The 13,865-nt window shown below is 69.8% G+C and carries 13 protein-coding genes; 3 read left to right on the forward strand and 10 right to left on the reverse strand.

What is annotated here, in order from left to right; translation table 11 throughout:
• Positions 1–41: 41 nt before the first annotated feature.
• The 6 genes from test1122_RS17975 to test1122_RS18000 form a co-directional block, all read right to left on the reverse strand.
• On the reverse strand, positions 42–776 hold the full coding sequence (locus tag test1122_RS17975; protein WP_232270189.1) for a 4'-phosphopantetheinyl transferase family protein: 735 nt from the start codon (positions 774–776) through the stop codon (positions 42–44).
• A 97-nt stretch (positions 777–873) separates the two neighbouring features.
• Positions 874–2,796, reverse strand: coding sequence for a SpoIIE family protein phosphatase (locus test1122_RS17980; protein ID WP_422397005.1), 1,923 nt, complete (start codon positions 2,794–2,796; stop codon positions 874–876).
• Positions 2,797–2,809: 13 nt separating this feature from the next.
• Positions 2,810–3,508 carry a class I SAM-dependent methyltransferase gene (locus tag test1122_RS17985; protein WP_232270191.1) on the reverse strand — a complete coding sequence of 233 codons (699 nt, stop codon included), beginning with the start codon at positions 3,506–3,508 and terminating at the stop codon, positions 2,810–2,812.
• 77 nt (positions 3,509–3,585) lie between these two features.
• A complete protein-coding gene (gene fomD / locus test1122_RS17990; RefSeq protein WP_232270192.1) occupies positions 3,586–4,302 on the reverse strand; it encodes a cytidylyl-2-hydroxypropylphosphonate hydrolase in 717 nt (238 codons plus the stop codon).
• Between the two features lie 45 nt (positions 4,303–4,347).
• Positions 4,348–5,742 (reverse strand): class II fumarate hydratase, encoded by a 1,395-nt coding sequence (locus tag test1122_RS17995; RefSeq protein ID WP_232270193.1) that lies wholly within the window; start codon positions 5,740–5,742, stop codon positions 4,348–4,350.
• A gap of 609 nt (positions 5,743–6,351) precedes the next feature.
• Positions 6,352–8,064: a fumarate hydratase gene (locus tag test1122_RS18000; protein WP_232270194.1), complete on the reverse strand. Its 1,713-nt coding sequence runs from the start codon at positions 8,062–8,064 to the stop codon at positions 6,352–6,354.
• Between the two features lie 111 nt (positions 8,065–8,175).
• Between test1122_RS18000 and test1122_RS18005 the strand changes: the two genes are divergently transcribed.
• Both test1122_RS18005 and test1122_RS18010 read left to right on the forward strand, forming a co-directional pair.
• The gene (locus test1122_RS18005) at positions 8,176–8,784 is read left to right on the forward strand and encodes a DUF1707 SHOCT-like domain-containing protein (RefSeq protein ID WP_232270195.1); all 609 of its coding nucleotides are present in this window, start codon (positions 8,176–8,178) and stop codon (positions 8,782–8,784) included.
• A gap of 125 nt (positions 8,785–8,909) precedes the next feature.
• On the forward strand, positions 8,910–9,263 hold the full coding sequence (locus test1122_RS18010) for a WhiB family transcriptional regulator (RefSeq protein ID WP_232270196.1): 354 nt from the start codon (positions 8,910–8,912) through the stop codon (positions 9,261–9,263).
• Between the two features lie 108 nt (positions 9,264–9,371).
• Here test1122_RS18010 and glpX read toward each other — a convergent pair whose 3' ends face one another.
• Positions 9,372–10,406, reverse strand: coding sequence for a class II fructose-bisphosphatase (gene glpX, locus test1122_RS18015; RefSeq protein ID WP_232270197.1), 1,035 nt, complete (start codon positions 10,404–10,406; stop codon positions 9,372–9,374).
• A 201-nt stretch (positions 10,407–10,607) separates the two neighbouring features.
• Between glpX and test1122_RS18020 the strand changes: the two genes are divergently transcribed.
• Positions 10,608–11,120, forward strand: coding sequence for a DUF4245 domain-containing protein (locus tag test1122_RS18020; protein WP_338423578.1), 513 nt, complete (start codon positions 10,608–10,610; stop codon positions 11,118–11,120).
• Positions 11,121–11,554: 434 nt separating this feature from the next.
• On the opposite strand, the gene test1122_RS18025 is transcribed toward test1122_RS18020, so the two are convergent.
• From test1122_RS18025 to xseA, 3 genes are all read right to left on the reverse strand, one after another.
• Positions 11,555–12,148, reverse strand: a complete 594-nt coding sequence (locus tag test1122_RS18025; protein ID WP_232270199.1) for a malonic semialdehyde reductase — start codon at positions 12,146–12,148, stop codon at positions 11,555–11,557.
• A gap of 66 nt (positions 12,149–12,214) precedes the next feature.
• Entirely contained in the window at positions 12,215–12,466 is a 252-nt protein-coding gene (locus tag test1122_RS18030) for an exodeoxyribonuclease VII small subunit (protein WP_232270200.1), read from the reverse strand.
• A 21-nt stretch (positions 12,467–12,487) separates the two neighbouring features.
• A complete protein-coding gene (xseA, locus tag test1122_RS18035) occupies positions 12,488–13,702 on the reverse strand; it encodes an exodeoxyribonuclease VII large subunit (RefSeq protein WP_232270201.1) in 1,215 nt (404 codons plus the stop codon).
• Between the last annotated feature and the right edge of the window lie 163 nt (positions 13,703–13,865).

Here is a 13,865-nt window from a genome sequence, read left to right on the forward strand (position 1 = left end):
CGGTAAGAAACCACTCTCCCGTGCGCACCCCTGACCCAAGGTCAGGGGTGCGCACGCAGTTGTACGGGTTTGATCCGGTCGGCGGGCAGGGCGATGGCCGCCGACCACGGGGTGGGCATCGGCAGTTCCGTGACGGACCAGCGGACGGGGGTGTCCGCCAGCTTCGCCAGGTCCGGCACCGTGACGGTGACCGGGCCGGTCGTCAGTGGGTGGGCCTCGATCGCAGTGAGGTCCGTGGTGATGCCCACCCCGGCCGCCTTGAGCACGGCTTCCTTCCGGGTCCAGGAGCGCAGAAAGGCGCGGGTACGGTCCAGTTCCCGTGGCAGTGCCCGCAACCGCGCTGTCTCGGTGGGGGAGAGCGCGACGCTGCTGAGCTCGGCGACCGGGATTTTCCGGGACCGCTCCAGATCGACCCCCACCGGGGCGTCGGCGACCGCGAGCAGCCCGGCCCCCGAGCTGTGGGCGATGCTGATCCACCAGTCGCACTCCGGCGCCACCACTGTCGGGGGGCCATGGTCTGCCGATCCGCAGCCGGGGCAGGGGCGGCGTCCCAGCCGGAGCTCCGTGGGGGCAACTCCCAGCAGCGAGGCGAGGATACGGCGTACGGCGGCCCGGCAGCTGACGAATTCCCCGGCGTGCTGGGGCAGACGTATGCGGGCGGCCCGCAGCCGTTCGGCCTGGTTCAGCAAGGCGAGATCCGCTGGCCTGACGGTGTCCGCCGTATGCCACCACCAGACCTGTGCCGTATCGGTCGCGGGTGCCGTGGGTACGCTCATGCCGCAAGGCTAATTGGTCGTGGGACATGGCGGGTTGGCCGGTCTGGCCGGATCGTGATCCGGATCGTGACGAACCGTTTCCTCCGTGTGGAGAGGTTCAGGGCAACGGCAACTCGAACCAGACCACCTTGCCCGTCGACAACCGGGTCGCACCCCACCGCCGGGCCAGCCGGTTGACCAGATACAGCCCGCGGCCGCCCTCATCGGTGACCCTGGCCTGCCGCAGCCGGGGGAGCTGTGGCACATCGTCGCCGACCTCACAACGCAGTGAGTGGGTGCGCAGCAGCCGCAGGGTGATGGGGCGTTCGGCGTACCGGACCGCATTGGTGACGACCTCGCTCACCAGCAGCTCCACGGACTCCGTCAGCTCCTCCAGACCCCAGCGGGCCAGCGCCCGCCGGGCCAGTCGCCGGGCCTGCCCGGCGGTCTGGGCGCGCGGGTCCAGGTACCAGTACGCCACATCGCTAGGCGCGATCCCGTCGAAGCGGGCCGCGAGCAGCGCTATGTCGTCATCGCGATCGCCCGGCCCGAGGATGTCCAGCACCTCATCGCACAGTGGCTCCAGCGGCGGCGGGGTGTCCGGCCCGGTCAGCCGGGCGGTCTCCATCATCTTTTCCCGCAGCTGCTCTATGCCGGTCCACACATCCCGTTGCCGGGACTCCACGAGCCCATCCGTGTAGAGCAGCAGCGTCGCCCCCGCGGGTGCGTCCAGCTCTACGGCCTGGAAGTCCACCCCGCCCACCCCGATCGGCGCCCCGGCCGGTATGCGCAGCACCTCCGCGCGGCCGCCACGGTGCAGCATCACCGGCGGCGGATGACCGGCGTTCGCGATGATCATCCGGTGCGCGACCGGGTCGTACACCGCGTACAGACAGGTCGCCATCCGGTCCTGGCCCAGTCGCTGGGCCTGCTCGTCCAGATGGTGCAGCACCTCCTGCGGCGGCAGATCAAGCCCCGCCAGGGTCTGGGTGGTTGTCCGCAGCTGGCCCATGATCGCCGCCGAGGTCATGGAGTGGCCCATCACATCCCCGACGACCAGTGCGACCCGGCTGCCGGGCAAGGGGATCGCGTCGTACCAGTCGCCGCCGACCCGGGCCGACTCGGCCGCGGGCAGATAGCGGCTGGCGAGCTGCACCCCGGTCGGCCGCGGCAGCTGGTCGGGGAGCATGGTGCGCTGAAGCTCATCGGCGATGGACGCCTCACGGCCGTACAGCGCCGCCTTGTCCACGCCGAGTGCCGTGTGGGTGGCCAGCTGGGCGGCGACCAGCAGATCGTCCGGCTCGAACGCGTACCGGTCCGGGCGGCGCAGAAAGACCGCCGCGCCGATCACCCGGCGGCGCCCGCGCAGCGGGGCAAGAATCGCCCGGTGCCCGCTGGGCACATCACGGGCGGGGCCCAGGAGTTCCGGCAGCGCAGCCACGGCGGCGGGCGAGTCGCCGAAGACCGGGCGCACTCCGCGCAGCACTTCGGCCAGCGGCCCGCCGCTGCGTATCTCCGTCAGCTCGGCGGCCCCGGCTGACGGTTGCTCGGCCACGCCGCTCAGCAGCGGCAGCCGGGCACCCGGCGCGGGCACGTGCACCGTACCCTCCGGGTCCTCGGCGTGGCCCAGCAGCCGGTCGGTGCGGCGCAGCCGGAGCCGCACCGGGCCGATGGGCCTTTCATCGCCGACCGGCAGCGGGTCACGCAAGTAGACGAGGATCACATCGGCGAACGCGGGCACGGTGGACCGGCACAGTCCGAGCACGGTTTCGTCGAGATCGACGCCACGCGCGATCCGGCGGGTCGCGGCGCCCACGAACCGCAGCCGGTCGCCGCCGCGCCGGGTGTGCTCGCTGGCGCCGTTCCCCGCGCCCGGGCCGTCCTCCGGGCGCTCGGGCTCACGCACCCGGCTGTCCTCGGGCGGTACGTCGGCCTCCGCGCGGGCGTGAGGTATCGCCTTCTCGGCTGGTCGGGCCGCAGGCGGCCCGGCGGCCGACTGGTGGGGGGTCGTCGGATACTCCGTCACGCGTTGGGTTTCCATCCGTCCGGAGCTGCTAGGGGATTCGTCGACAGTGGATGAACAGCTGGATCTCAGGGGGCACATCGGTACTGGCAGGGGCGAACGCGAACGACTCCTCCCCGGTGATCTCGAAACGCGCGTCGCGTACGACCCGGCGCAAATCGTCCCGTAGATAGCCCGATACCCGGATCATGTTCCCCAGGAACGGAATGGAGTGGTCGTTAACATCCGCCTCGACCATCGCGATCGCCAACAAGCCCCCCGGTCGCAACTGCCCATGCAGCATACGCAGTGCGACGGGAATCTCCGCGCGGGGCAGCATCAACAGCGAGAAGAAGGCCGCGATGCCGTCGAACGGGCCGAGATCGTGCCGTTCCAGATCGGCGATGTCGATCCGCCGGAAGTCCGCGCCGGGCACATGGTCCCGGGCGAGCTTCAGCATTCCCTCCGACAAATCGACGCCGGTCACCTGATGCCCGGCGTCGGCAAGCTGACGCGCCGTAGGCAGCCCGGTGCCACAGCCGAGGTCGAGCACCCGGGATCCGGCGGGCAGTTCCCGCGCCAGCCACTCACCGGCCGCGAGCTGGCCTTCCTTGTGGGGGAAGGCGTCGTCGTAGTGGTCGCCGATCAGATCGAAGGCCTCGGCCTGTCCCGAACGGTCGATGGCCGACCGGTCGTAGCCGCTGTACCCGCTGTACCCGCCGAGGCTGATCTCTCCGTCCGTGCTGCTCATGACGTGGCTCCTCTCGCGGACCTATGACGGGCGCCAAGTCCATTGCTGTGCAGCTGAGTTGTTTACGGAGGTTGATCCTACGGTTCGTGAGGTGGGGGCGCATCAAGAGATACGCAGGAGATCTCTGTCCGGTCCCAGTCCCGGGGCAGCCGTGGCACCCGCCAGGACGGATCGGGCCGCCAGTGCTCCCAGCCGTCCGCGTACGGCGATCCCCACGCCCGGATCTCCGCCACGGCCGCCCGCCCCGCGGCCCGTACCTGACGGGCCTGCGCGGCGTCCATCAGCCCGGCCCGCTGCGCCTGGGCGAACTCGTCCTCGTCGCGCCACCGCCAGGTGCGGTCCGGGTAGACGTCGATGTCCAGGAAGTGGTCTTCCGAGTCCACCCCGCCCGACCAGCGGGTCCGAGGCTCCTCAAGGTTTACGTACCAGTTCTTGAACCGCCAGCCGCGCTCCCAGAACAGCCATACGGACCAGGGGTCGCCCGGTCGTGCCAGCTTCAGGACCCCCGTGCCGAACCAGCGGGACCGGGCGGTCGTCCGCGGCTTGGTGTACCGCGTGGCCAGCGGCTCCCGGTGCACAGGCGTGCCATCGGCGAGCTGCGGCTTCACACAGGTGGTCCCGGGCGCCATCCATACGGCGAGCAGGTCGGCGGTGTCCCGCACGACGGTCACGGGCCGGCAGATATGCGGGTCCGTCCGCCCGTTCGCCCGGTACCGCCACAGAATATGTGTACCAGGCGCCCATCTTCCCCCGGCGAGTCCGCCGATTTCTTCCTCTCGGATGTCCGCTGTCATCCACGGATTTTAGCCGCGCCCGCTGCCGTACGGCGGCGAGCGCCCTCAGGGCCGTGTCATGCGCAGGACATCCAGCGCCTCGTCGAGCTGGTCCAGCGTCAGCTCGCCGCGGTCCACATAGCCACCGTCCAGCACCGCCTCACGGATCGTCTTGCGCTCCGCGAGCGCCGCCTTGGCGACCTTGGCGGCGGCCTCATAACCGATGTACCTGTTCAGCGGTGTGACAACGGACGGTGAGGACTCCGCGTACTCACGGGCCCGCTCCACATCCGCGGTGATCCCGTCGACGGTCCGGTCAGCCAGCAGCCGGCTCGCGTTGGTCAGCAGCCGAATGGACTCCAGCACATTCCTGGCGAGCACCGGCAGCATCACATTCAACTCGAAGTTCCCGGCCGCCCCCGCTGCCGTGACCGTGGCGTCATTGCCCATCACCTGAGCCGAGACCATCAGTACCGCCTCCGGGATCACCGGGTTGACCTTCCCCGGCATGATCGAGGAGCCGGGCTGCAGATCGGGCAGCGCGATCTCGGCGAGCCCGGTGCGCGGGCCGGAGGCCATCCAGCGCAGATCGTTGGCGATCTTCGTCAGGCTGACGGCGATCGTCCGCAGCTGACCGGATGTCTCGACCAGCCCGTCCCGCGCGCCCTGCGCCTCGAAATGGTCACGGGCCTCCGTGAGCGGGAGCCCGGTGGTCCGTACGACCTCCGCGATCACGGCCGCCGCGAAGCCGGGCGGGGTGTTGATGCCGGTACCCACCGCCGTACCGCCGAGCGGAAGTTCGGCCAGCCGGGGCAGCGAGGCTTCCAGCCGCTCCACGCCGAAGCGCATCTGCGCGGCGTAGCCATCGAACTCCTGTCCCAGGGTGACGGGTGTGGCATCCATCAGATGCGTACGCCCCGACTTGACGACCTCGGCGAACTCTTCCGCCTTCCGGGTGAGGCTGGCCGCCAGATGGCTGAGCGCCGGGATCAGCTCCCCGACGACGGCGGCCGCCGCGGCGATGTGGATGGAGGAGGGGAAGACATCGTTGGACGACTGGCTGGCGTTGACATGGTCGTTGGGGTGCACCGGCGCTCCCAGCCGCTCGCTCGCCAGCGTCGCCAGGACCTCGTTCATATTCATATTGGACGAGGTGCCCGAGCCGGTCTGGAAGACATCCACCGGGAAGTGCTCATCCCAGTCGCCCTGGGCGACCTCATCCGCCGCCGCCGCGATCGCCGCCGCCATCTTGCCGTCGAGTACCCCGAGTTCGGCGTTGACCGTGGCGGCGGCCGCCTTGATCCGGGCCAGCGCCTGGATATGCGCCCGCTCCAGGCGCTGCCCGGAAACGGGGAAGTTCTCCACCGCGCGCTGCGTCTGCGCCCGCCACTTGGCGTGTGCGGGCACCCGCACCTCACCCATCGAGTCCCGCTCAATCCGGTAAGAAAGCTCATCGCTCATACCCCGAGCGTATGGCCACTCCCCGCCGGACTTCTCCCCTAACCCGACCCCTTCCCGAAACCGGGGGCTCCGCCCCCAGACCCCCACGTGTGTTGTGGGCACCGACCCACCCGAGTGTTGTGGGCACTCTCCCCCAGCTAACTCCCCCAGACTCCGTCTGGGAGGTGCCCCCAGGAGGTGCCCCCAGCCCCGCGAGGGGCGTGGGCCCGCCCTGCTACGCAACCACCCACCCACACCAGCCACGACGCTCCGGCCCGCCCCGCAACGGAGCTCGCGACGCTTGGTGGGCACAACACCCGGCCACCGTCCCGCACCGGGCCAACCCCGGGGCCCGGGGCGAAGCCCCGGTTTCCGGGAAGGGGCGGGAATTGGGGAACCCCACCCACCGCACCCCCGCAGCCAGGCGAAGCCCCGCCACGCGGCGGAGCCGCATATCGGCACAGCCGGGAAGGGGCGGGAATTGGGGAGCCCCACTCACGGCATCCCTGCAGCCGGGCGAAGCCCTGCCACGCGGTGGAGCCGCATATCGGTACGGCCGGGAAGGGGCGGGATCGGGGAAACCCCGCACCGGCCACCCCCGGGGCGCAGCCCCGCCACGCGGCGGAGCCGCTACGTGCTGCGTACCGGGATGCTGGTAACGAAGGGCTGCGCAGGACCCGGGTCAGTGAAGAAGTCGTTGCCCTTGTCGTCGACGACAATGAACGCCGGAAAGTCCTCCACCTCAATCCTCCAGACCGCCTCCATCCCCAGCTCCTCGTACTCCAGGACCTCCACCTTCTTGATGCAGTCCTGCGCGAGCCGCGCGGCCGGGCCGCCGATGGACCCGAGGTAGAAGCCACCGTGCGCCTCGCACGCGTCGGTGACCTGCTTGCTCCGATTGCCCTTGGCGAGCATCACAAACGACCCGCCCGCCGCCTGGAACTGCTCGACATACGCGTCCATGCGGCCCGCCGTCGTCGGACCGAAGGAGCCCGAGGCGTAGCCCTCGGGGGTCTTGGCCGGGCCCGCGTAGTAGACGGCGTGATCGCGCAAATACTGGGGCATCTCCTCACCCGCGTCCAGCAGCTCCTTGATCTTCGCGTGCGCGATATCGCGGGCGACGACCAGCGGGCCGGTCAGCGAGAGCCGGGTCTTGACCGGGTGCTTGGTCAGCTCGGCGCGGATCTCGTCCATGGGGCGGGTCAGATCGATCCGTACGACAGCGTCATCGGTGGCCCCGGCGGCGTCGGAGGCCTCGGCGGCCAGCTGCTCATCCGTCGTCTCGGGCAGGAAACGTGCCGGGTCGGTCTCCAGCTGCTCCAGGAAGACGCCCTCGGCGGTGATCTTCGCCTTGGCCTGGCGGTCGGCGGAGCAGGACACCGCGATGGCGACCGGGCAGGAGGCACCGTGCCGGGGCAGCCGGACCACGCGCACATCGTGGCAGAAGTACTTGCCGCCGAACTGTGCGCCGATGCCGATCTGCTGGGTCAGCTCGAAGACCTTCTCCTCGAGCTCCTTGTCCCGGAAGCCATGACCGGCCGGGGAGCCCTCGGCGGGCAGCTCGTCAAGGTAGTGCGCGGAGGCGTACTTCGCGGTCTTCAGTGCGTACTCGGCGCTGGTGCCGCCGACAACGATCGCCAGGTGGTACGGCGGGCAGGCGGCGGTGCCCAGCGAACGGATCTTCTCCTCCAGGAACTTCATCATGGCGGACTCGTTCAGCACGGCCTTCGTCTCCTGGTAGAGGAAGGACTTGTTCGCCGAGCCGCCACCCTTGGCCATAAAGAGGAACTTGTAGGCGTCGCCGTCCGTCGCGTACAGCTCGATCTGCGCCGGGAGGTTGGTGCCGGTGTTCTTCTCGTCCCACATGGTCAGCGGCGCCATCTGCGAATACCGCAGGTTCAGCTGCGTATAGGCGTCGTAGATGCCCAGGGAAAGCGCCTCTTCGTCGCCGCCCGAGGTGAGGACCTGCTGACCGCGCTTGCCCATCACGATCGCGGTGCCGGTGTCCTGGCACATCGGCAGCACACCGGCCGCGGCGATGTTCGCGTTCTTCAGCAGGTCCAGGGCCACGAACCGGTCATTCGCGCTGGCCTGCGGGTCATCGAGGATGCGGCGGAGCTGGGCCAGATGCTCGGGACGCAGATAGTGCGAGATGTCGTGCATCGCCTCGGCGGCGAGCTTGCGCAGCGCCTCCGGTGCCACCTTCAGGAAGGTCCGCCCGTCGGCCTCGAAGGTGCTGACCCCCTCCGAGGTGATCAGCCGGTAGGGAGTGGTGTCCTCGCCGAGGGGGAGCAGATCCGTGTAGGAGAACACAGGGCGGGCTGGGCGGGAGCTAGCAGCCATGGAAAGACTTCCTCTCGACGACAAACGCGCATCACAGGGTAGAACGCGGCGATCGGGACGAGCTTGTGAGGTTGGGCTCAGTTCGGTTCCCCTTCTGGCTACGCTGGCGCGGTGGACGAGATTTCTCAGGTGCGCGCCTCGGACGCGGACCGCGACCGGGTCGCCGACATCCTCCGAGAGGCCCTTGCGGAAGGGCGGCTGAACGCTGAGGAGCACGCCGAGCGGGTCGACGCCACCTATGCGGCGAAGACCGTCGGTGAGCTGGAGCCGCTGATCCGGGATCTGCCGACCGCACGCGGGCAGGCGCCCAGGCCGGAGCGGAGGGCGCCGCACTCCCCGGCCGGAGCGGCGGGGCGGAACCTGGTCGCGATCTTCAGCGGGGCCACCCGCAGGGGACGGTGGCGGGTCGGCGGCAGGACGAACGCGTTCGCCTGCTTCGGCGGCGTCGACATCGACCTGACCGAGGCACTCTTCGAGCAGCGGGAGACCGTCATCAACGCTACGGCGATCTTCGGCGGTATCGACGTCGTGGTTCCGGAGAACGTCACGCTGCGCGGCGCGGGCACCGGGATCCTGGGCGGTTTCGATGTGGCGTCCCAGGAGGCACCCGACCCGGACGCTCCGGTGGTCGTGGTGCGCGGCGTGGCGATTTTCGGAGGGGTTGATGCCAAGGCGAAGCGGGGCAAACGGATTCGTAATCTCCGTGAGCGTCGCGACTGAGCGCATAAGCGCGCGTACAGCGGGTAGAGGTCCGGGCATCGTCCTCTCGCACGGATACTCATGCGAACCTCCGTGCGCAGCGAGGCGGATAAGGGTGACTCCATCGCCGTCGTCAGGAGTAGACCGTGCTGCAACCGCCGCATCAGTCCCTGCAGGCCGCCGTTGTCCCCGCTCAGCGGCCACCGGCACGGGAACAAGCGGGGCCCTGGCACTCGGAGGCGGTCTGTCGCCGGGATGAGGCCGGGCTGTTCTTCGCTCCGTCGAAGGAGCCGACCGCGGCACGGCTCGCCAGGGAACAGGCAGCGAAACGGGTATGTGCTCGCTGTCCGGTCCTGGTGCAGTGTCGCGAGCACGCGCTGCTTCAACCGGAGCCGTACGGGGTGTGGGGCGGGCTGACCGCGGCCGAGCGCCGTGTGGTCCTGGCCCGTCGCCGCCGCCGGGAAGCCACGACCGCGGACCCGGTCCGGCGCATCGCCTGAGGGCTCCGCCCACCCGCCCCACTGTCCCGAGGAACGGGCAACGGGCGGGTGGGCCGGGAAAACCTGGCCAGCGGCCTGCTGTATCGGCCTGCTTTATCGCGATCGCGTCTATCGCGCGCGGTCGAAGTCGATCGCGCTGTACGCGCGCAGCTTCGACAGCTGGTGCGTCGAGTCGATCTGCCGGATTGTGCCGGACTTCGACCGCATCACCAGCGACTCGGTGAAGGCCGTCTCCGCGCGGTAGCGCACCCCCCGCAGCAAATCACCATCGGTGATGCCGGTCGCGACAAAGAAGACGTTCTCCCCGGAGACCAGATCGTCCGTGTGCAGTACACGGTCCAGATCGTGGCCCGCGTCAAGCGCGCGCTGACGCTCCGCCTCGTCCTTGGGCCACAGCTTGCCCTGGATCGTGCCGCCGAGACACTTGATGGCGCACGCCGCGATGATGCCCTCCGGCGTACCGCCGACGCCGAGCAGCAGATCGACACCGGTGCCCTCCCGGACCGCCATGATCGCGCCCGCGACATCGCCGTCCGAGATGAACTTGATCCGGGCGCCCGACTCCCGTACCTCCTTGACGATGCCATCGTGCCGTGGCCGGTCCAGGACCACGGCCGTGACGTCCTCCGGCGCGCAGCCCTTCGCCTTGGCGATCCGCCGTACATTGACCGAGGCCGGTGCGTCGATGTCGACGAACTCCGCGGCCTCCGGGCCGGTGACCAGCTTGTCCATATAGAAGACCGCTGAGGGGTCGAACATCGTGCCCCGCTCGGCGACCGCCAGCACGGACACCGCGTTGGCCATGCCCTTGGCCGTCAGCGTCGTCCCGTCCACCGGGTCGACGGCGACATCGCACTCCGGGCCCGTTCCGTCACCCACCCGCTCGCCGTTGTAGAGCATCGGCGCCTCGTCCTTCTCGCCTTCGCCGATGACGACGACACCGTTCATCGAAACGGTCGAGACCAGGGTGCGCATCGCCTTGACGGCCGCGCCGTCCGCGCCGTTCTTGTCGCCGCGCCCCACCCAGCGGCCGGAGGCCATCGCCCCGGCCTCGGTGACGCGTACGAGTTCCAGCGCGAGGTTGCGGTCGGGGGCCTCCGGGCTGACCTCAAGCTGGGACGGAAGGTGATGACTCTCGGACATCTGGACGCACCTTTCTGTGCGGCAGCGGGGAGAGGCAGCCGGACAGTCAAGACGGGTGAGGGTAGGTACGACCTTATCCGCACATCGACAAAGTGAGCAGTGGGCCCCACGCCTGAGCACTTCAATCGGCCACGGACTGGCGATACGGGGGCTCCGTCCGGGGCCGCCGCGAGCATGGGGGACGATGGGGGCGTGGCAACAATGCGTGGCAAGAAGACCGTGCGGGACATGATCCTGTCGATGGGCCTGATCGGCCTGGGCGCCTGGGTCCTCTATCTGTTCATCCCGCACGACGATCAGCAGGACCCGGTACGGGAGATCAGCTACCGGGCGGAGCTGGCGACGGCCGAGCGCGCGGCGCCCTATCCGGTGGCCGCGCCCAAGGGCCTGTCCGGGAAGTGGCGTGCCACCTCGGTGTACTACCGGTCGCAGAGCGACCACGGGGCCGTCTGGCATCTGGGCTTCATGGACCCGGGGAATGAGTATGTGGCTGTCGAGCAGGGCGACGCCGACCCGGCCAAGTTCATCGCCAAGGTCACGCACAAGGCGGAGGAGACCACCCGCACGGTTGCGGTGAACGGCCGGGACTGGGCTCGCTACGAGGGGCCGAAGTACGACGCGCTGGTACTGAAGGAGCCCGAGGTGACCACCGTGGTCACCGGCACGGCCCCGTTCGCCCGCCTGAAGGAAATGGCCACCGCGCTTCCTTCTTGACGGCGTCCTCGCATTTTTCGGCCCCGGGGCGCCTGCCGGGCTTCGGCCGCCTGCGCCGGACTCCGTCCGTCGGGTGGGTGGCTGGGCGCCGTTGCCGTCGGTGGGGATTCCCCTAACCCGGCCCCTTCCCGAAACTGGGGGCTGACGCCCCCAGACCCCCCACCCCGTTGTGGGCACTCGCAGCCCCGCGAGGGGCTGTGGGTGGGCACAACCCGGCCACCGTCCCGCACCGGGCCAACTCCGGGGCCCCGGGGCGAAGCCCCGGTTCCGGGAAGGGGCGGGAATTGGGGAAACCCACCCCGGCACCCCCGCCACCGGGCGAAGCCCCGCCACGCGGCGGGAGCCGCACACTGGCACAGCCGGGAAGGCGGGCCGGGCCCCGCCGCGCGGCTGCGGGGTGCCGCGTACCGGCGGGGGCACCCCGCAGCGCCGGGTCAGACCGTGGTGACCGCGTCCGCGTAGGACAACCGCGGCGAGCGTGGATAGAACGCATCCGCACCAGCCCGCCCAATATTGATCACGACCAGAGCCTTCTGCTTACCGTCGCCGAAGAACTCCTTGTTGACCCCGTCGAAGTCAAAGCCGGTCATCGGCCCGGCGGCCAAGCCCGCGGCGCGGATACCAAGGATGAAGTAGCCCGCCTGGAGCGTGGCGTTGAAGGTGCCCGCCTTCTCCCGCGCCTCCAGCTCGGAGAAGAAGGCGTCCTTGATGCCCGGCGCGGCCGGGAACAGCTCCGGCAGCCGCTCATGGAAGTCCAGGTCCACAGCGAGGATCGCGGTCAGCGGCGCGGTGCGGGTCTTGGCCCGGTTGCCCTCGGCCAGCTGCTGGACCAGGCGCTCACGGGCCTCGGGAGAGCGGACCAGAGTGATCCGCAGCGGCGACTGGTTGAAGGCGGTGGGGGCGAGCTTGACCAGGTCGTAGATCGCCTGGATCTGCTCATCGCTCACCGGCTCGTCGGTGAAGGTGTTCGCGGTATGCGCTTCGCGGAAGAGCAGATCCTGGGCGGCGGTGTCGAGGGCGAGACTCATAGGTACCTCATACTTCAGCGAGTAGTTCGAATTTGTACTACCACTCTAGAGGAAATCGATGAAACTTCAACTAACACCTTCACCCTGCCCCTCCCCTTCCTCTCCTTCCTCCCCCTCCTCCGTCAGAGCAGCGTCCAGCCGACGGCGGGCCCCCTCCAGCCAGTTCCGGCAGATCCCCGCAAGCTCCTCGCCGCGCTCCCACAGCGCCAGCGACTCCTCCAGAGTGGCGCCGCCGGCCTCCAGTCGCCGTACGACATCGATCAGCTCGTCGCGGGCCTGCTCGTAACCCAGCGTTGACTCAGTGTCCGTTTCGGTCATGTGCTCCACCTTATGTTCGGGTCAGACAGGGGGCGTGACCGTGACATGGAACTCGCCTTCGGCGACCCGGGCCCGTAGGGCCTCGCCCTCCGCCACCTCGGCCGGATCCCGTACGGCCGCACCGTCCGTGCGCTGCAGCACCGCGTATCCGCGCTTCAGCGTCGCGGCGGGCGACAGGGCGACCACCCGGGCCAGGGTGTGCTCCAGATCGGCCTCGGCCCTGTCCAGCAGATGCCCCAGCGTGCGGCGGCTGCGCCTCAGCAGCTCCTCGATCTGGTCCTCGCGGTCCTCCACCATCCGGAGCGGATACGCCATCGCCGGCCGGCTCATACACTCCTCAAGCCCGCGCTCCTGGCTGTCCAGATAGCCGGTCATACAGCGCAGCGCACGATCGCGCAGCTGCTGAATACGGGCCCGCTCCTCACCGACATCCGGGACCACATCCTTCGCCGCATGGGTCGGCGTCCGGGAGCGCAGATCCGCGACCAGATCCAGCAGCGGGGTGTCCGGCTCGTGGCCGATCGCCGATACGACCGGGGTCCGGCAGTCGGCGACGGCCCGCACCAGCTGCTCATCGGAGAACGGCAGCAGATCCTCGACGCTGCCGCCGCCCCGCGCCACGACGATCACCTCGACCTCGGGGTCGGCGTCCAGCTCCCGCACCGCTTCGATCACCTGTGGCACGGCACGCACCCCCTGCACGGCGACGTTGCGCACCGCGAAGCGGACAGCGGGCCAGCGCTGTTTCGCCGTCATCAGCACATCCCGTTCGGCGGCCGAGGCCCGGCCGGTGACCAGCCCGATGAGCTGCGGCAGAAACGGTATGGGCCGCTTCCGCTCAGCGGCGAAAAGCCCCTCCGCGGTGAGCGCCTTCTTCAACTGCTCCAGCCGTACGAGCAGCTCCCCCATGCCGACCGGGCGGATCTCGGCGGCCCGAAGCGAGAGCTGGCCACGCGGGGCGTACCACTCCGGTTTGCCATGCACGACGACACGGGCGCCCTCGCCGACGAGATCCGTGACCTTGTCGAAGACCTGGCGATAGCAGGTCACACTCAGCGAGATCTCATACGACGGATCGCGCAGCGTCATAAACACCACCCCGGCGCCGGGGCGACGGCTGAGCTGGGTGATCTGCCCTTCCACCCACACCGCGCCGAGCCGGTCGATCCACCCACCGATCAGCCGCGACACCTGCCCAACGGGAATCGGCGCCTCGGGCGACGTATTGAGAGCCATAGGTGCGAGGCTATCGGCCCACGCGGACAACTCCACGGGCCGCCAGGACGGCCGCCGCCGCGCCCGGCTCACGCGAAGGCCAGCCGCAGCTCAGCGCCACCGTCGTGCGCGGCCAGCCGCCGACGGCACCTGCCGCCCGCGCACCGAGCGCGATCGCGCCAGG

Origin of the sequence: Streptomyces gobiensis, assembly GCF_021216675.1 — a bacterium.
Taxonomy (GTDB): Bacteria; Actinomycetota; Actinomycetes; order Streptomycetales; family Streptomycetaceae; genus Streptomyces; species Streptomyces gobiensis.

Excerpts from the sequence above, each read along its gene's own strand:
- xseA (WP_232270201.1), bottom strand. The coding sequence starts at position 13,702 with ATGGCTCTCAATACGTCGCCCGAGGCGCCGATTCCCGTTGGGCAGGTG.
- test1122_RS17975 (WP_232270189.1), bottom strand. The coding sequence starts at position 776 with ATGAGCGTACCCACGGCACCCGCGACCGATACGGCACAGGTCTGGTGG.
- fomD (WP_232270192.1), bottom strand. The coding sequence starts at position 4,302 with ATGACAGCGGACATCCGAGAGGAAGAAATCGGCGGACTCGCCGGGGGA.
- test1122_RS17985 (WP_232270191.1), bottom strand. The coding sequence starts at position 3,508 with ATGAGCAGCACGGACGGAGAGATCAGCCTCGGCGGGTACAGCGGGTAC.
- test1122_RS18000 (WP_232270194.1), bottom strand. The coding sequence starts at position 8,064 with ATGGCTGCTAGCTCCCGCCCAGCCCGCCCTGTGTTCTCCTACACGGAT.
- test1122_RS17980 (WP_422397005.1), bottom strand. The coding sequence starts at position 2,796 with ATGGAAACCCAACGCGTGACGGAGTATCCGACGACCCCCCACCAGTCG.
- test1122_RS17995 (WP_232270193.1), bottom strand. The coding sequence starts at position 5,742 with ATGAGCGATGAGCTTTCTTACCGGATTGAGCGGGACTCGATGGGTGAG.
- glpX (WP_232270197.1), bottom strand. The coding sequence starts at position 10,406 with ATGTCCGAGAGTCATCACCTTCCGTCCCAGCTTGAGGTCAGCCCGGAG.
- test1122_RS18030 (WP_232270200.1), bottom strand. The coding sequence starts at position 12,466 with ATGACCGAAACGGACACTGAGTCAACGCTGGGTTACGAGCAGGCCCGC.
- test1122_RS18020 (WP_338423578.1), top strand. The coding sequence starts at position 10,608 with ATGCGTGGCAAGAAGACCGTGCGGGACATGATCCTGTCGATGGGCCTG.
- test1122_RS18025 (WP_232270199.1), bottom strand. The coding sequence starts at position 12,148 with ATGAGTCTCGCCCTCGACACCGCCGCCCAGGATCTGCTCTTCCGCGAA.